General features: G+C 66.1%; 24 protein-coding genes. 12 read left to right on the forward strand and 12 right to left on the reverse strand.

Annotated features, from left to right (window positions below; translation table 11 throughout):
• Nucleotides 1-27 precede the first annotated feature (27 nt).
• The 6 genes from ACIQ09_RS05260 to ACIQ09_RS05285 all read right to left on the reverse strand — a co-directional run bounded on the left by ACIQ09_RS05260 (nucleotide 28) and on the right by ACIQ09_RS05285 (nucleotide 5,349).
• A complete protein-coding gene (locus tag ACIQ09_RS05260; protein WP_398306926.1) occupies nucleotides 28-1,350 on the reverse strand; it encodes an FAD-dependent oxidoreductase in 1,323 nt (440 codons plus the stop codon).
• A gap of 10 nt (nucleotides 1,351-1,360) precedes the next feature.
• Complete coding sequence (locus tag ACIQ09_RS05265; protein ID WP_398306928.1) at nucleotides 1,361-1,663, reverse strand: c-type cytochrome; 303 nt, start codon at nucleotides 1,661-1,663, stop codon at nucleotides 1,361-1,363.
• 61 nt (nucleotides 1,664-1,724) lie between these two features.
• Nucleotides 1,725-2,255, reverse strand: coding sequence for a GNAT family N-acetyltransferase (locus tag ACIQ09_RS05270; RefSeq protein WP_398306930.1), 531 nt, complete (start codon nucleotides 2,253-2,255; stop codon nucleotides 1,725-1,727).
• Nucleotides 2,256-2,310: 55 nt separating this feature from the next.
• The gene (locus ACIQ09_RS05275) at nucleotides 2,311-2,772 is read right to left on the reverse strand and encodes a c-type cytochrome (RefSeq protein ID WP_398306932.1); all 462 of its coding nucleotides are present in this window, start codon (nucleotides 2,770-2,772) and stop codon (nucleotides 2,311-2,313) included.
• Between the two features lie 5 nt (nucleotides 2,773-2,777).
• Nucleotides 2,778-3,359 carry a pentapeptide repeat-containing protein gene (locus tag ACIQ09_RS05280; protein ID WP_398306934.1) on the reverse strand — a complete coding sequence of 194 codons (582 nt, stop codon included), beginning with the start codon at nucleotides 3,357-3,359 and terminating at the stop codon, nucleotides 2,778-2,780.
• Between the two features lie 118 nt (nucleotides 3,360-3,477).
• Nucleotides 3,478-5,349, reverse strand: coding sequence for a methanol/ethanol family PQQ-dependent dehydrogenase (locus ACIQ09_RS05285; RefSeq protein WP_398306936.1), 1,872 nt, complete (start codon nucleotides 5,347-5,349; stop codon nucleotides 3,478-3,480).
• Nucleotides 5,350-5,564: 215 nt separating this feature from the next.
• On the opposite strand from ACIQ09_RS05285, the gene ACIQ09_RS05290 reads away from it, so the two are divergent.
• Genes ACIQ09_RS05290 through ACIQ09_RS05300 form a run of 3 tightly spaced genes read left to right on the forward strand, consistent with a single transcriptional unit; the run spans nucleotide 5,565 to nucleotide 7,944 of the window.
• Nucleotides 5,565-6,860, forward strand: coding sequence for a histidine kinase (locus ACIQ09_RS05290; RefSeq protein ID WP_398306938.1), 1,296 nt, complete (start codon nucleotides 5,565-5,567; stop codon nucleotides 6,858-6,860).
• 10 nt (nucleotides 6,861-6,870) lie between these two features.
• Nucleotides 6,871-7,518 (forward strand): response regulator, encoded by a 648-nt coding sequence (locus ACIQ09_RS05295; protein ID WP_398306940.1) that lies wholly within the window; start codon nucleotides 6,871-6,873, stop codon nucleotides 7,516-7,518.
• A 45-nt stretch (nucleotides 7,519-7,563) separates the two neighbouring features.
• A complete protein-coding gene (locus tag ACIQ09_RS05300; RefSeq protein WP_398306942.1) occupies nucleotides 7,564-7,944 on the forward strand; it encodes a c-type cytochrome in 381 nt (126 codons plus the stop codon).
• Nucleotides 7,945-8,032: 88 nt separating this feature from the next.
• On the opposite strand, the gene ACIQ09_RS05305 is transcribed toward ACIQ09_RS05300, so the two are convergent.
• Together ACIQ09_RS05305 and ACIQ09_RS05310 are read right to left on the reverse strand one after the other, a co-directional pair.
• Nucleotides 8,033-8,404, reverse strand: a complete 372-nt coding sequence (locus ACIQ09_RS05305; RefSeq protein WP_398306944.1) for a hypothetical protein — start codon at nucleotides 8,402-8,404, stop codon at nucleotides 8,033-8,035.
• Nucleotides 8,405-8,719: 315 nt separating this feature from the next.
• Nucleotides 8,720-10,585, reverse strand: coding sequence for a sigma-54-dependent Fis family transcriptional regulator (locus ACIQ09_RS05310; protein WP_398306946.1), 1,866 nt, complete (start codon nucleotides 10,583-10,585; stop codon nucleotides 8,720-8,722).
• Nucleotides 10,586-11,010: 425 nt separating this feature from the next.
• Between ACIQ09_RS05310 and ACIQ09_RS05315 the strand changes: the two genes are divergently transcribed.
• Complete coding sequence (locus tag ACIQ09_RS05315; RefSeq protein WP_398306948.1) at nucleotides 11,011-11,325, forward strand: c-type cytochrome; 315 nt, start codon at nucleotides 11,011-11,013, stop codon at nucleotides 11,323-11,325.
• Nucleotides 11,326-11,452: 127 nt separating this feature from the next.
• Here the strand turns inward: ACIQ09_RS05315 and ACIQ09_RS05320 are convergent, their stop codons facing one another.
• The 3 genes from ACIQ09_RS05320 to pedF are packed head-to-tail and all read right to left on the reverse strand — an operon-like array spanning nucleotide 11,453 to nucleotide 13,672.
• Nucleotides 11,453-12,403, reverse strand: coding sequence for a beta-propeller fold lactonase family protein (locus tag ACIQ09_RS05320; protein WP_398306950.1), 951 nt, complete (start codon nucleotides 12,401-12,403; stop codon nucleotides 11,453-11,455).
• 5 nt (nucleotides 12,404-12,408) lie between these two features.
• Nucleotides 12,409-13,254, reverse strand: coding sequence for a substrate-binding periplasmic protein (locus tag ACIQ09_RS05325; RefSeq protein ID WP_398306952.1), 846 nt, complete (start codon nucleotides 13,252-13,254; stop codon nucleotides 12,409-12,411).
• Nucleotides 13,244-13,672 carry a cytochrome c-550 PedF gene (gene pedF / locus ACIQ09_RS05330; protein WP_398306954.1) on the reverse strand — a complete coding sequence of 143 codons (429 nt, stop codon included), beginning with the start codon at nucleotides 13,670-13,672 and terminating at the stop codon, nucleotides 13,244-13,246. Before pedF ends, ACIQ09_RS05325 begins: the two co-directional genes overlap by 11 nt.
• Before the next feature lie 306 nt (nucleotides 13,673-13,978).
• Here pedF and ACIQ09_RS05335 point away from each other — a divergent pair, with 306 nt between their 5' ends.
• Entirely contained in the window at nucleotides 13,979-16,018 is a 2,040-nt protein-coding gene (locus ACIQ09_RS05335; RefSeq protein ID WP_398306956.1) for a sigma-54-dependent Fis family transcriptional regulator, read from the forward strand.
• 70 nt (nucleotides 16,019-16,088) lie between these two features.
• On the opposite strand, the gene ACIQ09_RS05340 is transcribed toward ACIQ09_RS05335, so the two are convergent.
• Nucleotides 16,089-17,111, reverse strand: coding sequence for a helix-turn-helix domain-containing protein (locus tag ACIQ09_RS05340; protein WP_398306958.1), 1,023 nt, complete (start codon nucleotides 17,109-17,111; stop codon nucleotides 16,089-16,091).
• 354 nt (nucleotides 17,112-17,465) lie between these two features.
• On the opposite strand from ACIQ09_RS05340, the gene ACIQ09_RS05345 reads away from it, so the two are divergent.
• From ACIQ09_RS05345 to ACIQ09_RS05375, 7 genes are all read left to right on the forward strand, one after another.
• The gene (locus tag ACIQ09_RS05345) at nucleotides 17,466-18,620 is read left to right on the forward strand and encodes an amine dehydrogenase large subunit (RefSeq protein ID WP_398306960.1); all 1,155 of its coding nucleotides are present in this window, start codon (nucleotides 17,466-17,468) and stop codon (nucleotides 18,618-18,620) included.
• Nucleotides 18,620-19,165, forward strand: a complete 546-nt coding sequence (locus ACIQ09_RS05350; RefSeq protein WP_398306962.1) for a MauE/DoxX family redox-associated membrane protein — start codon at nucleotides 18,620-18,622, stop codon at nucleotides 19,163-19,165. Before ACIQ09_RS05345 ends, ACIQ09_RS05350 begins: the two co-directional genes overlap by 1 nt.
• Nucleotides 19,166-19,167: 2 nt before the next feature.
• The gene (gene mauD / locus ACIQ09_RS05355; RefSeq protein WP_296410762.1) at nucleotides 19,168-19,764 is read left to right on the forward strand and encodes a methylamine dehydrogenase accessory protein MauD; all 597 of its coding nucleotides are present in this window, start codon (nucleotides 19,168-19,170) and stop codon (nucleotides 19,762-19,764) included.
• Nucleotides 19,765-19,791: 27 nt separating this feature from the next.
• The gene (locus tag ACIQ09_RS05360) at nucleotides 19,792-20,325 is read left to right on the forward strand and encodes a methylamine dehydrogenase light chain (RefSeq protein ID WP_398306965.1); all 534 of its coding nucleotides are present in this window, start codon (nucleotides 19,792-19,794) and stop codon (nucleotides 20,323-20,325) included.
• A gap of 7 nt (nucleotides 20,326-20,332) precedes the next feature.
• Nucleotides 20,333-20,794 carry a c-type cytochrome gene (locus tag ACIQ09_RS05365; protein ID WP_398306967.1) on the forward strand — a complete coding sequence of 154 codons (462 nt, stop codon included), beginning with the start codon at nucleotides 20,333-20,335 and terminating at the stop codon, nucleotides 20,792-20,794.
• The gene (locus ACIQ09_RS05370) at nucleotides 20,791-21,240 is read left to right on the forward strand and encodes a hypothetical protein (RefSeq protein ID WP_398306969.1); all 450 of its coding nucleotides are present in this window, start codon (nucleotides 20,791-20,793) and stop codon (nucleotides 21,238-21,240) included. Before ACIQ09_RS05365 ends, ACIQ09_RS05370 begins: the two co-directional genes overlap by 4 nt.
• Nucleotides 21,241-21,274: 34 nt before the next feature.
• On the forward strand, nucleotides 21,275-22,147 hold an 873-nt coding region (locus tag ACIQ09_RS05375), incomplete at its 3' end, for a DUF1329 domain-containing protein (RefSeq protein WP_398306971.1).

A 22,147-nucleotide genomic window follows, 5' to 3' on the forward strand; every position in this document is an offset into this window, starting at 1 on the left:
TGCCGGGCGGGTCGAATCCGGTGGAGATCAGGCGAAGCTGTCTCCCATCAGGTTGTTGAACCACACGAACATGTCGTCGTAGTTCTCCCGGTTGATCGACGAGGCTTCGCCGGAGGCGCCGGGCACAGCCTTCATGGTGCCGGTGAGCGTGTCGTAGGCAAACACCACGGTAAGCCACGAGGCGGTGTTGGCGGTGATCGGCGAATAGCAGGCCGAGTTGGTCACCGGGGAGGGGTCGGGGCTGCCGCCGGCAAAGATGCGCAGGATGGCGTCGGCGCAGACCTTGGCCTCGGCGTTGGCGATGTGGCCGGCCTTGGGCTGGGTCGAGCCGTTGGCGTCGCCGATCACATGGATGCCGGCGACCGCAGTGGACTCGTAGCTGCGCACGTCCACACCGGCCCAGCGCCCATTGACGTTCACCAGGCCGGCGGTGTTGCTGACGATGGCGCCGGCGCGCTGGGGCGGAATGGGGTTGAGCACATCGCCGCGGATCAGTCCGGCGCTGGTGTCGAGCGTGCGGGTGGACGGGTCGATGTGGTTGATCGTGACCCCGGTGTGGTATTCGATGACCCCGGCATGGGTGAAGTTGAAGGCGGTTTCGAAGGTGGCCGGCTCGGCGGCGATGCTCGCATTGGCGTCGAGAACGATCACCTTGGCGCCCGCCTTGCGGGTCTTCAGCCAGTCGGCCACCACGCAGGCCCGCTCGTAGGGGCCAGGCGGGCAGCGGTAGGGCGTCTTCGGAATGGTCATCACGAACACTTCGCCCGCGTTCATGCCGGCCAGCTGTTGCTGCAGGGTGACCGTCTGGGGGCCGGCCTGCCAGGCGTGGACGATGCTGTCGCCCGCGCCCTCGAGCCCGGGCAGGGTGTCGAAGGCGATGCCCGGCGCGAGGATCAGGCGGTCGTAGGGCAGGTTGCTGCGGTCGGCCAGCAGGACGCGCTTGCCGGCCGGATCGATCTCGGCCACATCGCCGTACACGACCTTCACGCCATAGGCGCTGGCCAGCTGGGCATGGGTGTAGGCCAGGCTGGCCATGGTGCGCTGCCCGGTAAGAACGAGGTTGGAGAGGATGTTGGACTGGTACTGGCGGTCGCGCTCGACCAGGGTCACGTCCATGCCGCTGCCGCCCCACAGGCGCAGGAACTTGGCCGCGGTGGCGCCGGCCATGCCGCCCCCCACGATGACGACCCGGCCGCTGGTGCCGCTGGTGGGCACGCTGTTGGTGCTGCCGGTGCCGCCGGTTCCCACGGCATCCGAACCGCCACCACCACCGCCGCCACCGCACGCGTTGAGCAGCATGCCGAGTCCGCCTGCACCCAGCAGGGTGACGAATTGTCTGCGATCAATCATGGTGGGCTCCTCAGCGTTGGGCGGCAAAGTAGTTGCCGATGGCCCGCAGCTGGGCGTCGGTGTAGCCCCGTGCGTGGATCTTCATGATGTCGTTGCCGACGGTCTTGCCCTGCATCTCCTTGAGCTCCGAATAGACCTCCGAGGCGGACATGCCGGCCAGGCGGTCGAAGCCACCGACGCTGGGCTTGCCGTTGGTGCCGTGGCACTGGAAGCAGTTGGAGGCCAGCAGGCGGCCGTTGTCGACGGTCTGGGCAAAGGCAGGCGCAGCGAGCAGCAGGAGTGCTGCCAGGCAGGGCGCTGACGTTTTTGTCATGGGTTGTCTCCGATGGTGGGGTGTCGGAGACGAACTGTCGGGCTTGCGGCTTAAGTCGGCCTTAAGTGACGGCTAGGGTGGCTTGACCTGCACTGCGGGACATGTATGACGCGTCGTGGCCATAACCGGCCAGGCGGGCGCGCAAAGCGTCATCAACGGGCACCCGGGCAAAGCCGTGGCGGGCCCACCAGGGGGCGGAGCCCTGGATGGCGATCAGGCTGGCGCGCGGCAGCAGCAGGCGGCCCAGCGCTGCAAGGAAAGCCTGCACCAGCGCGTCGGCGGCGCCGCTGCCGCGGGCCTCGGGGGCAACGGCCAGGTCGTGCAGGTAGAGGGTGTCGGGCTGCTCGGGGAGTCGGCACTCGGTGGCATCCAGGCAGGGCGGGGCATCGAAGCGCCAGGGCAGGGCCAGCAGGTAGGCAACGATGTGCTCACCCTGGCAGGCGACGAAGCTGCTGTCGGGTGCTGCCACCACCTTGGCCCCCATGGATGCAGCGGACTCGGGGACGATGGCGGTGTAGCAACGGGCCTGGATGTGCAGGATCGCCGGCAGGTCGGCGAGGCGGGCGGGGCGGACGAGGAGCGGGGAGGACACGGACACAGGCGGTGACAGGATGGGCCGCGCATTATCCCCCGTCCGGCCCGGGATTTCAGCGGCTGCGGCTTTCGAGGAAGGTCCGGATCGTCCAGATGGCGGCCGGCGGCAGCACATCCTTCCAGGCCGGCATATGCACCACGCCGACGCGGGTCTTGCCGTCCTGGACCGATTTCAGGAAGAAGTCGTCCTGGTCCAGGATGCACATCTGACGGATCGCGGGGTCGGCAATGCGCGGGCAGGAGCGGTCCATTTTGAGTAGGTCGGGGCCGACCTGCCCCTTGTTGACGGCGTCAACGCCGTGGCAGCGGGAGCAGGCCTGGTTGAAGGCCGCGCGACCGATCTCGGCAGCCTGGGCATTGCCCCGGTAGGGGTTGCCCTCGGGTGCGTTGGCGGCAATGGGGGGAAGGCTCGACGTATCGACGACGACGTTGGGGTCGGCGATTTCGGCCGCGAGCACGGGGCTGCTCAGGATCAGGAGTGCGGCGCTGAGGCGAAGCAGAAGGGGGGCAGCCATGGGGGTCACCAGTCGGTGGGGCAGCCGGTGCAGCCCTCAAAGGACGAGTCGGGGAAGATGGTGTAGCGCAGCAGCGCACCTTCCAGGTTGGCGTTGCGCAGATTGGTGGCGTTGAATTTGGTTTCCTGCAGGTTGGCGTTGGTCAGGCGGGCGCCGACGAACCAGGCAAAGGGCGTGCGGGCGGCCTCCAGGTTGGCCACCGTGAGGTCGGCTCCGGTGAAGTCGGTGCGCATCAGCTTGGCGAACTCCAGGTCGGTGCCGATCAGTTTGGCGTTGCGGAAAGATGCGCCGGGGGCGTTGACCTTGGCCATGCGGGCGCCACTCAGGTCGGCGCCGTCGAAGATCGCACCGGCCAGGTTGGCGGCGCGCAGGTCGGCCCGGGCCAGGTTGGCACCGGTGAAGTCGGCGCCGGCGAGGTCGAGGGCGGAGAGGTCCTTGTGGCGCAGGTCGACGCCGCGACAGCGGGCGTGAGGCCACATACCGCAGGTGCCGTAGACCTGGGGCTCGGCAGGGTTGCCGGCGGCAGAGGCGGGCGCGGTGACGAGCGTTAGCCCTGCCAGCAGTGCGAACAATGGTGGGCGAAGCATGGGGAAACTCCTTGTGGATGCGGCTATCCCGTGGGGTCGAATAAACTCGACCCCACGGGGGCGGACAGGGAAAAGGCCCCGGGCCGGCCGGAGGTATTCCGGCCCGGGGCTGCCCTGCTCAGCGTGCGCTCTTGGGCAGCTTGAAGGCCCAGAAGGACGAACCCTGAGTGACCTGCTTGGTCAGGTCGGCCATGTCGCCGCCCCACAGGGGCACCGCACCGCCGTAGCCGGAGGAGATGCCGACGTACTGCTCCCCGTCCATCTCCCAGGTGATGGGCACCGACACCACGCCGGAGCCGGTCTGGAACTTCCACAGCTCCTTGCCGTTCTTCGCGTCGAAGGCCTTCACGTAGCCGTCGGAGGTGCCGGTGATCAGCAGCCCACCTGCGGTGGTGAGGGTGCCGGCCCACAGGGGGAACTTCTCTTTCTGTTCCCACACGATCTTGCCGGTCTTCGGGTCGATGGCGCGCAGGGTGCCCACGTGGTCGTCAAACAGGCGCTTGATGCGGAAGCCCTGGCCCAGGTAGGCGGAGCCGGCCTTGTAGGTCAGGTTCTCGGTCCAGTAGTCCATGGCCCAGTGGTTGGCGGGGATGTAGAACAGACCGGTGTCCGGGCTGTAAGACATGGGCATCCAGTTGGTGCCGCCCAGGAAGGGCGGGGAGACGAAGATGCTCTCGCCCTTGTCGGCGCCTTCCTTGACCTTGGGCGGGTGCTGGCCTTCGACGATGATCGGCTTGCCGGTCTTCAGATCGAAGCCCTTGGCCCAGGTGATGCCATCCACAAACGGGTAGGCGCCGAGGAGGGAGGTGGGCTTGTTGGGGTAGCCGGCGCCGGTGGCCAGCTTTTCCCGGTCGGTCACGAAGAAGAAACCGTTGCGGTCGGCGTGGGCTGAGGCCTTCACCAGCTTGCCGGTCTTCGGATCCTTGTATTCAAACAGCACCACCGAGTTGTTGCCGGAGAAATCCCACGAGTCGTTGGGGGTGTGCTGGAAGAAGCCCTTCAGCTCGCCGGTGCTGGCGTCCACATAGGCCTGGCCGGAGGTGAACAGGCTGTCCCAGTTGCGCGGATCGTCGCCTTCCTTGGTGCGCTTCCAGGTGTTCCACGGGGCCGGGTTGCCGGTGCCGATGACCACCATGTTCTTCTCGATGTCGAAGCTGGCGGTCTGCCACGGGGCGCCGCCGCCGTGGCTCCAGGCTTCCACCTTCTTGCCGTCCGGGCCCTCGGGCCAGCTGGGTGCCTTCGGGTCGCCGGTGTAGGTGCTGTCCTTGCCGTTGAGACGGCCCATGTGGCCTTCCACCATCGGGCGGGCCCAGACTTCCTCGCCGGTCTCTGTGTCGCGGGCAAACAGCCAACCCACAACGCCGAACTCGTCACCCGAGGAACCATGCACCAGCAGCACCTTGCCGCTCTTTTGGTCCTGGATCACGAAGGGCGCGCCGGTCATGGTGTAGCCGACCTTATGGTCGCCCCACTTCTTCTTCCAAACCACCTTGCCGGTGTCTTTGTTGAGGGCCACGATGCCGGCGTCCAGGGTGCCGAAGAAGACCTTGTCGCCGTAGATGGCGGCGCCACGGTTCACCACGTCACAGCAGGGACGGATGTCCTCGGGCAGGCGGGCTTCGTACTCCCACAGGCGCTTGCCGGTGCGGGCATCAATCGCATAGATGCGGGAGTAGGAGGCCGTCACGTAGATGACGCCATCGTGCACCAGAGCCTGGCTTTCCTGGCCCCGCTGCTTTTCGCCACCAAAAGAGAAGCTCCAGGCGGGGACGAGGTTAGCCACGTTCTTGGTGTTGACCGTCTTCAGGGTGCTGTGGCGCTGGGCCTTCAGGCCGAGGCCATAGGAGAGCACATCGCCGGGGGTCTTGTCGTCGTTCCGGATGTCGTCCCACGTAACCTTGGTACCGGCTGCCTGGGCGGAAGTCCCGAATGCAGCGGCGAGGGCGAAGGCCAGAAGGCCGGGCTTGAGATTGACGCGTCTGTTTTTCATGGTGAGTCCTTGTCTCCGGAATGTTGTCGTTCGTCGCTTCCGGGCCTGCCTCCCATGCGGCACCTTGGCCCGGAACGAGGCGCAGTATGGAAGGCGCCTCCGGCCCCTGTCGTGGGAACGCCTCCCCCCGGGGGCGGGAAGTTTTCCCGCTGGTTCCGGGAGCTGGCACATGCCTTGCTGCTTCGTCTCCATAAATCAATAAGAAGGAGGCGGGCATGGACCTGCGCTGGAGACTGTTTGGCTACGTGCTTGGCTTCGCCATGGCGCTACTGGCAATGGCCGTGGCCTGGGTGGGGCTGGCCCTGCGGGAGGATGTGGCCGAGGAGATGGAAGCCTCGACACGCCTCGTCAATACCATCCTAGCTTTGCGTGCCTCTGACGGTCAGCGAGCCGGCGAACTGGAGGCCTTGCTGGCAGGTGGTCAGTTGCGACACGTTGCGCTGTCGGTGGAGCGCTCCAATCTGGAGCAGAGTGTTGCGCCAGCGTCAGATGGCGTGCTGCCGACGCTGGTGGATTACTTCATGGCGGGGCGCCCGATCCACGAGCGGCGCATTCCCCTTGGCGATGGCGTTCTGGTGATTCGCGCCGATGCCCGGGCCGAGATCCATGAGGTGCTGCGCGATGGTGTGCGCATCATCGCCACGCTGGTGATCTTCTCCCTGGCCATGGCTGTCGTGGCCTGGCTGGCCGCCCATCGGGCCCTGAAGCCGGTGCGGGAGCTGGAGCAGGGGCTGGCCCGCATTGGCCGCAGCGAGGAGAAGATCAGTCTGCCGCCTTTCCGCCTCAAGGAATTCGCCAGCATCGCCGGGGCCATGGAGCGCCTGTCGGTTGAGCTGGCCGAGACCCGGGCAGCGCGCCAGCAGCTTGCCCGTCAGCTGCTGGAGCTGCAGGAAACCGAACGCCGGGAGCTGGCACGGGAGTTGCACGATGAGTTTGGCCAGGCCTTGACGGCTGTCAATATTTCCGCCGCTTATATCGAACGCCACGCCGGCCGGGCCTCCCCGGAAGACCTGGCGGAAAGCGCCCGAGACATACGCAATGAAGCGACTCGCATGATCGGTCAGGTTCGGACTCTTCTCTCCCAACTGCGCCCTCACGGACTCGAAGGACTACAGATGGTGGATGCTCTCAACGATCTGGTGAGCGGCTGGCGTGGTCGGGCGCCTGATATTGGTATCGAGACGGAGTTTCCGGACACGCTTCCGAGCCTGCCTCCGGCGGCAGGGCTTGCCCTCTACCGGACACTGCAGGAGTCTCTTACCAACGTGCTGCGCCACAGTGTGGCAAGCCGTGTCCGTCTGTCGCTGCAGCAGGTTGGCCGGGCAGTGGAGCTGACCGTATGCGACAACGGGGTCGGGCAGGTGGCGGATGTGGTCCGCAAGGCCCGTGGCGGGCTTCTCGGCATGCGGGAGCGGGCCGAGATGGCGGGCGGCCGCTGCTGGCTGGATGAGGCCCCCGGTGGTGGTCTGCGCGTGCATTTGAGCTTGCCCCTGGCTCAGGGGCAAGCCTGAGGAGGGCTCGATGATGATCCGGATCCTGTTGGTGGAAGACCACGCGGTGGTGCGTAACGGCTACCGGCGCCTGTTTGACGCGGAGGACGACATGCGTGTCGTCGGCGAGGCGGCCTCCGCCGACGAAGCCTATGCCCGTCTGGTCGAGCAGGGCGCCGACCTCGCCATCGTGGACCTGAACCTGCGCGGCAGCAGCGGCATCGACGCGATCCGCCGCATGCTGGCCCGCGAGCCCGGCTTGCGGGTGCTGGTGGTGTCCATGCACGACAACCCGAGCTACGTGACCCAGGCCATTCGTGTCGGCGCCCTGGGCTATCTGACCAAGAACAGCGAGCCAGTCGAGTTGCTTGATGCAATCCGCGACGTGGCCGCCGGTCGTCGTGTTCTGTCCCCCGATGTGGCCCAGGCGCTGGCCGGCGCTGCCCTTGATGGCGAGGCCCTGCTGTCCCGCCTGACGCCGCGGGAGTTCGACGTGTTGCGCCTGGCGGCCAGCGGCGAATCGCCCTGTGCCATCGCCAGCACCATGCATCTGAGTCAGAAGACCATACACAATCACATGTCGGCCATTCGCCAGAAGCTGGATGCCGACAACGATTTCAAGCTGCTGCGGCTTGCCGCACGCTACGGACTGATCGATTGGTCGGCGAGCCCGGCGTGACGATGGAGCCCGGATGAACGCCTTTTTTAGTCAAGGAGAAGAAAGATGAACGCCTTACACAAGATCGCCCTTCTGGCCGGTCTGGGCATGACCGCGACGACCGCCTTCGCGGCCGTGGACGACGACATGAAGGCCCTGGCTGCGAAGAGCGGCTGCATGACCTGTCATTCCATCGAGCATGGCACGCCCGGCCCTAACGGCATGGCCCCGATCGGCCCCGCCTGGCAGGATGTGGCCAAGATGTACAAGGGCAAGCCGGGTGCCGATGCGTTCCTGACCCGCGTGGTGCTGGAAGGCTCCAACCCCTACGGCAGCCACTGGAAGGATCAGGTCAGCGGTCTGGCCATGCCTCCCAACAAGGTCGCCATCAAGGAAGCCGACGCCAAGAAACTGGTGAAGTGGATCCTGACCCTGGCGCCCAAGTGATGGCGTGATGCGCGCGGCTGTGGCCGCGAAGGATGCTGTAGCGAAAAACCCCGGTCGTCCCCCCGTCGGGGTTTTTCCATTTCGGGGCCTACATCAGGCTGCCGATTTCCTCGAAGTGGGCATCGGCCAGGGTGTTGTCGGCCGAGAACACGATCTGCAGGATGAGGTCGGTATGGCCGCCGAACCAGGTTTTCGACAGGGGAATCTTGCCGAAGATGCACGGACCGCCCCGCGGACGGAGCTGGGAGATGTTGGGGCTGCGCTCCACCAGGGCCATGCACTCCGCCTCGGTCTTCAGGGAGAAAGTGGTGCCGCGGGCGGTAAGCCGCTTGCTGGCATCCTCCAGTGTCATGCCGGGCTGGAACTCGGCCTGCATCTCGGCAGGGATCGGGCTGGGTGCGGGCGCGCAGGCCGAGAGGGCGAGAGCGGCGGCGAGGGCGGAAAAGGGGCGAAGATTCAAGGCGCGTGTTCCTGAGTGGCAGTCCGGGCCGAAGTATCCCACAGGGCGCGGGTCACGACGGGCTGAGAAGGCGGGCCTTCGTAGCGTCGAATTTATCCTGGAGCGCCCGGTTTCATGCGTCGTCTGACTGCCCGTGTGGCCTCACTTGTGTGGGCGACTTCAGTCGCCCGCGGACTTCGATCAGGGGCATGCCGGTGATCTGTGCATGATGGGCGACTGAAGTCGCCCCTACGCGCCGCCCCTGGAATCTCTTTTGCCATTCTCAGCGCATCCGGCCAAGGGGAGCGCAAGCTCCGCTGGTACTCCCGGCAACAGTCAGGGAGCCACTTGCTGGCGGAGTTTGCGGTAGAGGGTGGTGCGGGTGATGCCCAGTTCGCGGGCGGCAGCGGAGATGTTGCCTTTGTGACGCGCTACGGTATCGCCGACCAGACGGCTCTCGGCGGCGCGCAGGCTCTGGGCGGCGGGGCCGGCGGGGGGCAGATCCGGGTCGTCGGTGAGCTCCTGGGGCAGGTGGGCCGGGGTCAGGGTGTCTTCGTCGGGCGCCAGCATGGCGGCGGCGAGTCGCAGGGCGTTGCGCAGCTGGCGGATGTTGCCTGGCCAGGGGTGGCGGCGGATCAGATCCAGGGATGAGGCCGACAGGCGGATTGGCCGTCCAGGGGATTCGTCGTGGAGCAGGCGCCGGGCCAGGGCCTCGATGTCGCCGCGCTCACGCAGGGCGGGCAATGACAGGCTCATGGCCGAGAGGCGGAAATACAGGTCGGGACGGAACTCACCGCGCTCGCACAGGGCTTTAAGGGAGCGGTGGCTGGCACACACCAGGGACAGATCGATGGATTCTTCCGGCCCGCCACCCAGGGGCGTGACTCTCCGGGTTTCGAGCACACGAAGCAGTACCGCCTGGAGCTTCAGGGGCATGTCGCCGATTTCATCGAGGAACAGGGTGCCGCCGTGGGCCTCGCGCAGCTTGCCGCGGGCACCTTCGCTGCGGGCGCTGGTGTAGGCGCCCGGCGTGTAGCCGAACAGTTCGGCCTCGATGAGCGTGGCCGGGATGGCGGCGCAGTTGATCGCCACGAAGGGGCCGTGGCGGCGCGGGCCGCTGTGGTGAAAGGCCTGGGCAAAGACTTCCTTGCCGGTGCCGGTCTCGCCCTGGACGAGCAGGGGAATATCCAGTCCTAGGATGCGTCGGGCGCGCCGGATGGCGTGGGTGACGGTCTTGTCGCCCAGGTCCAGGTCGTCCAGGGTCGGCAGATCCCGAGCGCGGGGCTTGACGGTGCTTTCCCTGGATGCCGTGGCGGTACGCAGGCGCTGCAGGTTGCTGACCCGCACGTGGGCGACAAACTCGCGCGCCAGGTGGCTGCGCAGTGTGGTCGGACGGGCGCTGCTCTGCAGGGCGTGGTCGAGCAGCGTGTTCCAGCGGGTCTCGAAGATATCCCAGAAGGGTGGCCGGGTGAAGCGGGTGTCGGCAATGCCAAGCAGGCGCTCGGCGCGCCGGTTGCAAGCCAGGAAGTTGCCTGCCTCATCAAACACAGCCAAGCCTTCCAGCGGCGAGGCAAGGGCTTCTGGCTGGTGGTGGAAGTGGATCACCACGGCTGCATCGGTGACGGTTTCGATCAGGCGGTTCTCAATGATCTCGGCGGTGGTCTGGAGCAGGGCCTGGGCGTGAACCTGCGTCAGGCGGGCGCTGGTGGATACATCGAGAATGCCCAGTACGCCGCCAGTGGGAGCGTGGATGGGCGTGGCGATACAGGTGAGGAACTTGTTGCGGTCCAGGTAGTGCTCATCGCCAATCACCGCGACCGCGCGCTGCTCGGCCAGGGCGGTGCCGATGGCGTTGGTGCCCATGACGGCTTCCGACCAGGAGTGGCCGGGCTTGAGGGCGACGCGGGCGGCCCGTTCAATGAAATCCGAGTCGCCTACTGAGCGCAGGATGGTGCCCGTGTCGTCGGCCAGCAGGATGGTGGACGAGCTGCGTGCGATCTGCTGGTGCAGATGCTCCATGATGGGTTGCGCATAAGTCACCAGCCGGGCGTTCGCCTCCAGGCGGTCGGACAGGCGAGCGGGGTGGCTGCGATCCTCCGGCTGGCGCTCGTCAGGCCGCAGCCCGCTTGCCGCACAGCGTTCCCAGGAACGCCGGATGGCTTCCGGGGAGAGGGGAGTGGCGTTGGGGTCCGTGTCTTTCACTCGGGTTTAACAGCACGAAACATGCCCGTGGCGTGGGAGCGTTTGTAAATATGCATGCGCCGCGCCGCGTCCTGTCTGGATCTCCCGCCAGTGCAGGGTTTGCGCGTGCCTTTGTCATGCAGGTGGCAGAGCGGCCTTTTTCTGCGCGTGGGTATGGCGGTGTGCAGGTGTTCATTGGCGGCGTAACGCTATGGAGCAGGTGTGCAAGCCCTGAGCACGGCGGGAGCACCTGGGCTTGTCTGGCTATTGACTCAAGTTGTTGTCGTAAAAGGGGTTTCTTCCTTTTGTCGGAGTCCGCACACTTTTTGCTGATACCAGGGTGCAAGGCGGTTTTCGGGCGGCTTCGTGCCGTCCGGCTTTTTTTCCGGCCCGTCTGGCCCGCTCTCGCGGATCAAAATCAATCCAGAACTTGGAGGAGCACATTCATGAAAGTTGTCCAACTGGCTTGCGCTGTCGCGCTGGGTCTCGCTGCCGTGTCGCCTGCCATGGCGTCGGAGGAGATCATCAAGAAGGCGCGCTGTGTGGCGTGTCACGCCGTCGATCAGAAGCGCGTCGGTCCGGCCTACAAAGACGTTGCAGCCAAGTACAAGGGGCAGGGCGATGCGGTAGCCGTGCTGAGTGCCAAGATCCGCAGTGGCGGCACTGGCAACTGGGGTCAGATTCCGATGCCCCCCCACGCGGCTGACAAGATCAGCGATGCGGATCTGAAGGCGGCAGTGGAGTGGATCCTCAAGCTGTGATTCGGGACCCGGACAAGCAAAAAGGCCCGTAAGGGCCTTTTTGTATCTCTGTGTCAGTGTGGAGCGATCGCTCCATTTTGGCGCATGGGTGTTCAGAAGTCGGTCATTTGCGCCTTGCGCGGAGGTGCTAGTGGATCACCACGCCCCAGGGTAATTCCCCAACTGGAACCTCGGAAATGACCTCGAGCCGCCGCGTGTCGATGACCGAAACACTGTTCGAGCGTCCGTTGGCGACATAGAGCTTTTGACCGTCCGGGGTGACGGCCATGTTCCAGGGGCGCTTGCCGACCGGTATGGTTGCCTCGATCTGATTGTCGGCGGTGCGGATGACGCTCACCGTGCCGTCCTTGCCGTTTGAAATATAGGCCCGGCTGCCGTCCGGGGCCATGGCCACACCGTTGGAGTAGGTGCCGGCCTTGATCTCGGCGATCACCTTCCGGCTTTCCATGTCGATGGCGTAAACCGTACTGGCCAGCTCGCAGGCTACGTAGGCGCGCTTGCCGTCCGGGGTGAAACCGATCCCCCGGGGGCGCTTGCCCACCGGGATGCTGCCTACTTGGCGGCGCGCTTTCACGTCGATCAGATCCACCTGTTCGGCGTTCTCCGCACTGACCAGTAGCCAGCGCCCGTCGGGGCTGAATACGGCGTGCTCGGGGTTCTCGCCTTCCACCTTGATCTCGGCGAGCTGCTTGCGCTTGCGGGCGTCCAGCACGACGACGCTGTTGGACTCCTCCACCGCTGCGGCGATCAGACGATGGTCGGCCGACACGCTGACCCCTTCCGGTGACTCGCCCAGGCGAATGCTCTTAACCTGTTTAGCCTTGTCGATATCCACCACCACCAGGCTACTGCTGGGGGCCTCGCTGATGTACAGATACTTGCCGTCCGTAGCGATGCCGCGGGGGCGCTGGCCGCCGGGCAGGGTGCGTACCAGCGTGTCGGTGGCGGTGTCGATCACCGATACCGAGGCTGACTTTTCATTGGGCACATAGGCAAAGGGCGCGGCCAGTACCCCAGCGGGCAGGATCAGGCCGGCGAGCAGGGCGGGCAGCAGGCGGAAGGAGGGGCTTGAGCGCATTGGTGTCAGAGGGTCGGGGGCAGGTGGGTGATGCCGTTGCGGGCGAAGATGGCTGCGATCGTGCCGTTCTTCTGCAGTTCCTTGAGGGCGCCGGCGAGGGCGTCTGCCAGGGTACTGTCATCCGCTTTCACCGCCATGCCCAGAGGCCAGTGATTGAACTTCAGTTCGGGCATCTGCACTGCTTCAATCACGAAGCGCGTATCCTTGCCCAGGGCGGCCTCGATCTCCGAGCGCGAGCCCATCACGGCCGCCAACTCGCCGGCTTTCAGCTTGTCGATGGCGGCAGCCACGCTGGCAAAGTGCACCACGTTTTCGCGCAGGCGACCATTGAGGGCGCCGAGCAGGAAGCCGTCGGCCAGGGTCCGGCCTTCCACGCCGATCTTCTCGCGGGTGAAGACTTCCAGCGCGTTGGCCGCCGAGCCGCGAATCGGATTGATGCGCTGCACGCGGGCGACGGCGATGGACTCCATGTGGTAAGGCCCGAAGATCTTTACCTTGTCGTTCTTGCCCTGCAGGTAAGAATCCACGGGCACGTGCATCATCACGTCGGACGGTTGGGTGCCCAGATAGTGCCCCTTCCAGACCATGTTGCGCAGGTCGTCGTCCATGTCCTCGTCGGGGTTGTAGCCGGCCACCTGGACAGCGAGCCCGAGCTGCTTGCCCAGAGCCTCGGCGAGTTCCACGTCGATGCCCTTGCCCTGGTGAGAGTAGGGCGGGAAGTTGTTGTACACGGCCACCCGCAGGCTGCCGCGTTTGCGGATGTCGTTCAGGCTGTCGGCCCGGGCGGGCAGGCTGACGGCCAGCGCCGCAGCGCAGGCCGTCAGCAGAAAGTGACGACGATCAGTCTTCACGGACGGTCTCCAGCCAGGCGCGGATGGTCCACATGGCTTCCTGGCTCAGGATGCCTTCGAACGGGGGCATGTAAACGCGGCCGTCGCGGGTGGCACCCTTACGGATGCGCTGCATGAAGATCTCGTCGCCCTCTTGGCCAGCGGGCAGGTAGCGCAGATCAGGGGCGATGCCACCGGACACGGCGCCGAGGCCGTGGCAGCGGGCGCAGTTCTGGTTGAAGGCGGAGTCGCCGATGCGGATCGCTTCCTTGTTGCCCAGGTAGGGGTTCTTGGTCAGCCAGTCGTTGCCGACTTGCTTGAGGGACGAGGTGTCGACAGCCTGAGGCACGACGTCGCCGTGGGCGAGGGCGAGGCTCGTGGCCAGGGTCAGGGCAGCAGCGGAAAGGGCGCGGAGGAGGGAAGAGTTACGAACAGTCACCTGGATCACCTTTGGTCATGATTGGAATTCATCGAGTGGACCCGCGGGCTGGCAGACCACCGTGTACTTCCCATTCAGCAAGGGGCGTGCCAATTGCCGAGCGGAGTCGTGGTGGCGGTGGGGTGCTTAGGTGGGGGCGCCCTTTCTCAGTTTTCCTTATGGGCCGATAAGCTGGCCCGACACTTGCTGTAAGGGAATCGTAGTGGAGCAGTCGCGTTGTTGAAATGTGACCCACCTGCTACATTTTGGAACACACCCAAAAAACCGGCCCCGGGCTGGTGACAATCCGCACAAGCGGAGGAGGAGATGATGCTGGTTCCTATTAGTGTCGAGGCTCGCGCCGTGAGCCTCCAGGAAGCGCGATCGCTGTATTTTGATCGGGGCGAGCTCCCTGAAGCCCTGCTCGACCAGAATGTGCTGCGCTCCTGGGAACGTTGCCGCCAGGCCGGGCTGGACCCGGCCCGGGTCGAGGTCAACGAGCCCAATGTGCGTGGCGTGGCCGAAGCCCGGGAGCGCAACCGCACTCTGATTTCCCATGCTCAGCCGGTGCTCGAGCATCTCTTCGAGCAGATCCGCAACTCCCACAGTATGGTTATCCTGGCCGACGCCCGGGGCATGGTGCTGCAGAGCTATGGCGATGCCGACTTCCTGAGCCGGGCAGAACAGGTGGCCCTGCACCCGGGTGCCAGCTGGCATGAGTTCGAGCGTGGTACCAACGCCATCGGCACCGCCCTTGCCGAACGGGGCGCAGTCAACGTGTTCGGCTCCGAGCACTTTTTCGAAGGCAACGCCTTCCTCACCTGCAGCGCTTCACCCATCCAGGATGCTCAGGGCCGTCTGATGGGGGTTCTGGATATTTCCAGTGACTATCGCGCCTTTCAGCGTCACTCCCTCGGCCTCGTCAAGATGTCCTCCCGAATCATCGAAAAACGCCTCTTTGAATCCGAATTTGCTCACCAGGGCCTGCTGAGCTTCCATTCCCGCCCTGACCATGTGGGCAGCCTGTGCGAAGCCTTGCTGGCCATCAGCCCCGACGGCGACCTGTTGGGGGCCGATCAGGCCGCGCTGGAACTGCTGGGCATGCGCCGTGAGGATCTGCCCCGGCGCCACTACAACATGCTTTTCGACGTGCCCCTGAGCACCCTGATTGATCGGGCACGCCGCGATCCCTCATCGCTGATTGCCATTTCGGGTCGTAACGGCGAGCGCTTCTATGCCCGTCTGCGGGGCAACTTCGGTTCCATGGCTGCCAACGCGCCGGTGCTGGTGGATGCCAAGGGCGAACGTCTGGCCACTCGCACACGCCAGGAGCCAGCGACCGTTGCTACACCTGCAGGGGTCAAGCCGCGCCTGACCCTGCAGTCCCTGTCCACCGGTGACGAACGTCTGCAGGCGGCCATCGACAAGGGCACCCGTATACTCGGTCGTGACATCCCCATCCTCATCCAGGGCGAGTCCGGTGCCGGCAAGGAGATGTTTGCCAAGGCCTTCCACAACAGCGGCCCCCGGGCCAGCGGCCCCTTCGTGGCCCTCAACTGTGCGGCCATCCCCGAGACCCTGATCGAGTCCGAGCTGTTCGGCTATTCCGGCGGGGCCTTCACCGGCGCGCGCAAGGAAGGGGCCGTGGGCAAGATCCAGCAGGCCCACGGTGGCACCCTGTTCCTCGATGAAATCGGCGACATGCCCCTGTCCCTGCAGGCCCGCCTGCTGCGGGTGCTGCAGGAGCGCTGCGTCACGCCCCTGGGCACCAACAAGAGCATTCCAGTGGATATCACCCTGGTCTGCGCCACCCACCGGCGGCTCAAGGAGGAGGTGGCCCGCGGCGGTTTCCGCGAAGACTTGTACTACCGCCTCAACGGCCTGTGCATCAACCTGCCGTCCCTGCGTGAGCGCAGCGACATCGACAGCCTGATCGAGAAGCTGCTCCGCGAAGAGGCCGGCCCCGATCGCAAGGTGCAGGTGTCCCACAAGGTCATGGAGGCCTTCCTGAACTACCGCTGGCCGGGCAACATCCGCCAGCTTAACAACGTCATCAAGGTAGCCATCGCCCTGTTGGACGACGACGAGGAGTTCATCGAAACCTGGCACCTGCCGGACGACGTCTTCGAGGAGATCGGCGAGATCGCCCAGCCGTCAGCGCTGCCGCAGTCCGGCCGTGTGCCCCTGCCGACCGACGCCGCGACGCCAGCCCGCAGCGCTGCCGCCGCCGGCATGGGGCGGCTGGAGGAGATCGAGCGCGACATGATCCAGCGCACCCTGGAAGCCGAAAACGGCAACATCTCGTCCGCCGCAAGGCGCCTGGGCATCAGTCGGAATACCCTGTACCGCAAGCTGGGGCGCTTCTGAGCGCTCCGGGATGAGAAAAGCACACAGCCCTCTTCGGAGGGCTGTGTGCTTTTGAGCGGGGCGGGCGGAATCAGCTGCCGGTCGGGGCGGCGAGACGCCGCAGGTTGCCGTTGCGCAGGGTCTCGGAGGGCAACTCGCCAAACATGGCCTTGTAGTCGGCAGCGAAGTGGGACAGGTGCCAGAAGCCCCAGCGGGCGGCCACGTCGGCCACCGATTCATGAACCCCGTCGGCCTTGCGCAGGGCACGCCGCACGCCGTTGAGGCGCATGGCGCGCAGGAAGCTCACCGGGTTCAGTTCGAGTACATCCTGGAAGCTGTACTGCAGGGTGCGCCGGGAAACCTCCAGTTCGGCACACAGATCGGCGACCGTTATGGGCTCGTCGATGTGGGTGCGCATGTACTCGCGGGCCCGATCGACGATCTGGCGGCGGGCCTGACTGGTGTGCTGGGGGCGTGCTGCGTCGTTGCCGTTGCCGATTGCGGCTATCAGGCTTCCATACACGGCCTGTTCCAGTGCCTTGCGCATCGCCGCGTGTTCAAGAACGTGCGGCGTGGTCTTGACCGTGTTGAGCACCGTCAGCAGGAAGGAGCGCAGCTCGCCGGCTTTCTCCGGGGTGCCCTGGATGATCCGCTGCTTGCCGATTTCGGCTTCGATGTCACGGCCCTCGATGCGCCGGGCGTAGTCGTTGAGGGTGGCGGTGTCGGCCGTCACGGCGATGATGTCGAGGAGGCGCGGGGTGCGGAAATCCAGATTGTCTCCGCCCTTCAGGGTCAGCATCGAATTGCGGTCGAAGACCTCGCCGCAGTACCAGCCCTCGCCGTCCGCTTCCAGCGGAATACCGAAGGTTCGCGAGCCTTCCCAGGGAAAACCGGCTTCGTGGACGATCTGGTTGGTACGCTCCCGGAATATCTGGATGTTGCCGAACCATACCTCTTCAATATGCCCGCTGAATCGTCCGGGCGAGAGCTGTTCGTAGTCCTGCTTCCAATGCTGCAGGCTGCGCGCATGGTCGTGGGCGTCGTCACTTGCAGCGGCGGCGAATGAGAAATGCTCGCTGTTCATCGAGCCTTCCTGCAGGGCTGAAAAGGTCATGGTGTGTGTTCTCTGTATGTGTTCACGCGCCTGTAGACCGGCGCTTTATATCCAAAGTAATACCAATTCCCTGGTTTGTGCAAGGGACTTGTGTTGCTTTCGGTCGGGCGCCCGAAAATGGTGCGCTGCACACAAAAATCCCCTTTTTGGACAGGCACTTGCACCATTTTGGCATTGCCGATCTCGGATAACGCTCCACGGCCCGTCGCCCTCAAGATCTGTTCGACCGCAGACCGGAGACCCCCTTCGGCCTGCGGCAGACCCCGGCACGGGAACGGCGCCGGGGGACAGACGAACAGGTGCCCCGGCAGAGAGAAGAACCGTACCGGGCACCGCGGCAACAAGGAGGAAAACGTGCTGCGAAAAGCCTTTGCGGGAAGCCTGCTGACGACAGCGCTGGCACTGGGAGCCAGTGCCGGCGCCATGGCGGAGCTGCCCACGGAATCGATCACCACCGGCAAGCTGCCGCCCCCCAACCCCTACCGGATCTATCTGCACGACGTGGCCATCGGGCACATCGTCGATGGGCGCCTGCATGTCATCGACGGCGAGAATCTGCGCTACGAGGGCGTGATCGCCACCGGCCTGGCCGGGCAGGCCGCCCTGTCGGCGGACCGCAAGGAGATCTTCGTTGCTACTACCTACTACTCGCGCCTCAGCCACGGCGTGCGCACCGACGTGGTGGATGTGCATGATGCCCAGACTCTGGCGCTCACCGGCGAGATCGAGATCCCGCCGCGCCACGCCCAGTCCCTCCACTACAAGGGCACCATCCGGCCCTCCGCCGACGGGCGCTGGCTCTTCGTGCAGTACGCCACCCCGGCCACCTCGGTCGGCATCATCGACCTTAAGACCCGCAAGGCCGTGAACGAGGTGGCCACCCCCGGCTGCTGGGCCATCCTGCCGGCGGCCAGCGTGGGTGGGCGATTCTCCACCGTCTGCGGTGACGGCACCCTGGTGACGGTCAGCCTGGACGACGCCGGGCAGGTGCGCACCCAGAAGCGCAGCGCCCGCTTCTTCGACCCGGACAAGGACCCGATCTTCATCCACGGCGAGCAGGACGGGGACACCTACCGCTTCGTGTCCTTCCAGGGCGAGATCCACACCGCCCATGTGGGTGGCGAAGTGGCCTCCTACGACGCACCCTGGTCCATCCTCGGCGCTGCCGACCGCAAGCAGGGCTGGCGCCCGGGCGGCTACCAGGTGTTCGCCCAGCACAACGCCAGCGGGCGCCTCTACGTCGGCATGCACGACAAGGGCAAGGAAGGCAGTCACAAGACGCCGGCCAAGGAGATCTGGACCGTCGATCTGGCCAGCAAGAAGCGCGTCGCCCGCAGCCCCGGCAACGACGCCATCGCGCTGGCTGTCAGCCAGGGCGAGCGCCCGCGGCTGTTTGCCTACGACGGGGTCAAGGCCGCCATCGCCGTGTTCGACGCCAGCCGCAAGCTGACCCTGAGCAAGCGCATGGAAGGTGTTGGCGAGACACCCACCCAGATGGAGCTGCACTGATGGACACCCTCGCCCTTGACCCTGTGCTGGCGCGGGCCTGTGGCGCGGCCCTGGCCGTGGTGCTGCTCACCGGCGCCTGGCAGAAGCTGCGCGATCTGGCGGTGTTCGAAGCCTCGGTGGACATCTACCGCCTGCTGCCGGAGGCCCTCGTCCCCCTGTTCGCCCGGGCCTTTCCCGTGCTGGAGGCGCTGGCCGGTGTCGCCCTGCTGTTCGACACCACCCGCTCTGTCGGCCTGCTGATGTCCCTGGCCGTGCTCGGCGTGGCCACCGCCGGCGTCATCGCCAACCTGCTGCGCGGCCACACCGAGATCGACTGCGGCTGCGGCGGGGCAGAGGGCCACACGACCCTCACCTGGGCCCTGCCGGCGCGCAACACCCTGCTCCTGATCGTCGCTGTGCTGGGCGGGCAGGACGGCAGCGGTCGCGAGCTGCTGTGGATCGACTATCTCTCCGTGGCCGGCGGCACCCTCGCCCTGCTGGGCATCTACGCCGCCGCCAACCAGCTGATGGCCAATCACCCCCGACTGATTCAACTGAGGAACTGATCATGAACGAAGCCCTGATGATTTCGAACGTCCTGCTGTGGGTCGCGGTTCTGGCCGCCCTCGTGGGTCTCTTTGCCCTGGCCCGCCAGATCGGCGTGCTCTACGAACGCGTTGCCCCCATGGGTGCCCTGATGATGGACACCGGCCCCAAGGTCGGCGAGGCCTCGCCGGTCTTCGACCTGCCGGCCCTGGTGGGCAACACCCGCGTCACCATCGGCCGCCCCGGTGACAAGAGCACCCTGCTGTTCTTCCTGTCGCCCACCTGCCCGGTGTGCAAGAAGCTGCTGCCCATCCTCCGTTCGGTGAACAACACCGAGAAGGACTGGCTGCGGGTGATCCTCACCTCCGACGGCGAGCAGCCCGAGCACCTGGCCTTTTACGAGAAGGCCGACCTGAAGGAATTCCCCTACGTCCTGTCCAGCGAGCCGGGCATCGCCTACCGCGTCGCCAAGCTGCCCTATGCCGTACTGCTCAACGAGCACGGCCGGGTGGTGGCCAAGGGGCTGGTGAACTCCCGCGAGCAACTGGAAAGCCTGTTCACCGCCAAGGAGATGGGCGTTGCTTCGGTGCAGGAGTTCATCGACCACCAACACGCCTGAGCGCCCCCCAACCCAAGGAGAGAAAACATGAAATGGCTGGATGATCTATTCGAGCGGAAGACCCGCAAGGTGGCTCAGCAGAGCTCCCGGCGCGGCGCCCTGATCCGCATCGGCAAGCTGATGGTGGGCACCGCCTTCGTGCTGCCGGTGCTGCCCTTCGACCGCACTGCCCAGGCGGCGGCCGGCGCCGCCCGCAAGGCCGCCAACGCCAAGCCCGGCGAGACCGACTGCGAATACTGGCGCTACTGTGCCCAGGACGGCTACCTGTGCTCGTGCTGCGGCGGCAGCGCCAACACCTGCCCGCCGGGCACCGAGGCCTCCAAGGTGGCGTGGATCGGCACCTGCCGCAACCCGGACGACGGCAAGGACTACCTCATCAGCTACAACGACTGCTGCGGCAAGACCGCCTGCGGACGCTGCCTGTGCAACACCAACGAGCGGGAGCGGCCGGCCTACCGGATGGGCGTCCACAACGACATCAACTGGTGCATGTCCAACGACTCGTCCATGTTCCATTGCACGCTGGCCGCCGTCGTCGGCGTGGCGGACGGGCAGGGCTGAGGCGGTCATGCGCAGCCTGCTCGCCTTCTTCCTGAGCGCTGCCGCCCTCCCGGCGGTGGCTGCCGACGGTGCCGCGGTGTTTGCCGCCCACTGCACGGTATGCCACCAGCCGGGCGGGGTCGGCCTGCCCGGCCTGGCGCCCCCGCTGGCCGGCACCCTCGGCGAACGCCTGCAGGTGGCGGGCCGGGGCTACCTGCCGCGGGTCGTCACCCACGGCATGGTTGGCCCCATCACCGTCCAGGGGCAGCGCTACACCGGGGCCATGCCGCCCTTTGCCGCCCAGCTGTCCGACGAGGCCCTGGCGGCCGTCCTCAACCACGTGCTCGACGGCTTCAATGGCGGTGCCCTGCCCGAGGGGCATCAGCCCTACACCGCGGCGGAGCTGGCCGAGGCGCGGGCCGAGCGCCTGGGGCCCAACGACGTGCGCAAGCTGCGCGACGGGGCAGGGCGCAAAGGGGGCGGATCATGAAGCCCACTCCGGCACGCTCCCGCCTGGCCCTGCTTGCCGCGGCCTTGCTGCTGTCGGGCAGCGCCCTGGCCGATGCCAACCTGGCGGCACGCCGCCAGTACATCCTCCACTGCACCGGCTGTCACCAGGCCGATGGCAGCGGGGTGCCCTCGGGCGGGGTGCCCGACATGCGTTCGCAGCTCGGCCACTTTCTCAAGGTGCCCGAGGGGCGGGCCTTCCTGGTGAAGGTGCCCGGCACCTCCAACGCTGCGCTCTCCAATGCCGACATTGCCCGCCTCCTCAACTGGATGCTGCGCAGCTTCTCGGCTTCCACCCTGCCGGCCGACTTTGCCCCGTACACCGAAAGCGAGGTGACCGCCCTGCGCGGCGCACCGCTGGACGACGTGGCGGCCGCCCGGGCGACCGTGGTGAGCCGGCTGGCGGAGCAGGGCATCGTCATCCGCTAGTCACCGATTCAATTCTTCGACAGGGAGTCACATCATGAAAACAAACGCCTACCTCTCCTTCCGGCCCCGGGCCCTGGGCTGTGCCCTGGCCCTGGCCTTCTCCATGTCGGCCCAGGCCGCGGTGAGCGAGCAGGACGCCGCCCGCCTCGGCAAGGACCTCACCCCCGTCGGCGCCGAAAAGGCCGCTAGCAAGGACGGCAGCATTCCCGCCTGGGACGGCGGCCTCAGCAAGGTGCCGGCCGGCTGGAAGCCCGGCCGCCTCGACCCCTACGCCGCCGACAAGCCCCTCTATTCGGTGGACGCCAGCAACCTGGACAAGTACGCCGACCGGCTGCCCCCGGGCCAGGCCGCGCTGATCAAGGCCTACAAGGGTTACAAGCTCGACGTCTATCCGACCCGCCGCAGTTGCCCGGCCCCCGACCTGGTGGCCGAGCGCAGCAAGAAGAACGCCACCTTCGCCAAGATCGGCGATGACGGCTGGCGCCTGGAGCAGGCCCACACCGCCGGTGTGCCCTTCCCGATCCCGAAGAGCGGTGTCGAGGTGCTGTGGAATTACAAGACCCGCTACACCGGCCTGGGCCGCCGCGCCCAGATCGCCGCCCTGATGCCCGAGAAGGACGGCAGCATTGTCGAGCTGCGCCAGTGGGCTTTCGAGCTTTATCCCTTCAACGATCCCAAGACCAGCACCCTGAAGGACGTGGAAGGCATCGATTCCAAGCTGCTGTTCGACGTGCTCAGCCCCCCGTCGCGGGCCGGCGAGGGCTACCTGATCCACGCCTACATCGATAAACCGCAGGACGCCTGGATCTACTTCCCGGGCCAGCGCCGGGTGCGCCGCTCGCCCACCTTCGCCTATGACAACCCCATTGCCGGCTTCGACAACCTGTACTTCGTGGACCAGATCAAC

This window comes from Zoogloea sp. (assembly GCF_044344315.1).
GTDB lineage: Bacteria > Pseudomonadota > Gammaproteobacteria > Burkholderiales > Rhodocyclaceae > Zoogloea.

What these genes read in the sequence shown, in the direction of transcription:
- mauD (WP_296410762.1), top strand. Translation starts at nt 19,168, where the DNA reads ATGAACGAAGCCCTGATGATTTCGAACGTCCTGCTGTGGGTCGCGGTT.
- ACIQ09_RS05335 (WP_398306956.1), top strand. Translation starts at nt 13,979, where the DNA reads ATGATGCTGGTTCCTATTAGTGTCGAGGCTCGCGCCGTGAGCCTCCAG.
- ACIQ09_RS05340 (WP_398306958.1), bottom strand. Translation starts at nt 17,111, where the DNA reads ATGACCTTTTCAGCCCTGCAGGAAGGCTCGATGAACAGCGAGCATTTC.
- ACIQ09_RS05275 (WP_398306932.1), bottom strand. Translation starts at nt 2,772, where the DNA reads ATGGCTGCCCCCCTTCTGCTTCGCCTCAGCGCCGCACTCCTGATCCTG.
- ACIQ09_RS05350 (WP_398306962.1), top strand. Translation starts at nt 18,620, where the DNA reads ATGGACACCCTCGCCCTTGACCCTGTGCTGGCGCGGGCCTGTGGCGCG.
- ACIQ09_RS05280 (WP_398306934.1), bottom strand. Translation starts at nt 3,359, where the DNA reads ATGCTTCGCCCACCATTGTTCGCACTGCTGGCAGGGCTAACGCTCGTC.
- ACIQ09_RS05295 (WP_398306940.1), top strand. Translation starts at nt 6,871, where the DNA reads ATGATGATCCGGATCCTGTTGGTGGAAGACCACGCGGTGGTGCGTAAC.
- ACIQ09_RS05260 (WP_398306926.1), bottom strand. Translation starts at nt 1,350, where the DNA reads ATGATTGATCGCAGACAATTCGTCACCCTGCTGGGTGCAGGCGGACTC.
- ACIQ09_RS05365 (WP_398306967.1), top strand. Translation starts at nt 20,333, where the DNA reads ATGCGCAGCCTGCTCGCCTTCTTCCTGAGCGCTGCCGCCCTCCCGGCG.
- ACIQ09_RS05285 (WP_398306936.1), bottom strand. Translation starts at nt 5,349, where the DNA reads ATGAAAAACAGACGCGTCAATCTCAAGCCCGGCCTTCTGGCCTTCGCC.
- ACIQ09_RS05320 (WP_398306950.1), bottom strand. Translation starts at nt 12,403, where the DNA reads ATGCGCTCAAGCCCCTCCTTCCGCCTGCTGCCCGCCCTGCTCGCCGGC.
- ACIQ09_RS05265 (WP_398306928.1), bottom strand. Translation starts at nt 1,663, where the DNA reads ATGACAAAAACGTCAGCGCCCTGCCTGGCAGCACTCCTGCTGCTCGCT.
- ACIQ09_RS05370 (WP_398306969.1), top strand. Translation starts at nt 20,791, where the DNA reads ATGAAGCCCACTCCGGCACGCTCCCGCCTGGCCCTGCTTGCCGCGGCC.
- ACIQ09_RS05315 (WP_398306948.1), top strand. Translation starts at nt 11,011, where the DNA reads ATGAAAGTTGTCCAACTGGCTTGCGCTGTCGCGCTGGGTCTCGCTGCC.
- ACIQ09_RS05360 (WP_398306965.1), top strand. Translation starts at nt 19,792, where the DNA reads ATGAAATGGCTGGATGATCTATTCGAGCGGAAGACCCGCAAGGTGGCT.
- ACIQ09_RS05300 (WP_398306942.1), top strand. Translation starts at nt 7,564, where the DNA reads ATGAACGCCTTACACAAGATCGCCCTTCTGGCCGGTCTGGGCATGACC.
- ACIQ09_RS05290 (WP_398306938.1), top strand. Translation starts at nt 5,565, where the DNA reads ATGGACCTGCGCTGGAGACTGTTTGGCTACGTGCTTGGCTTCGCCATG.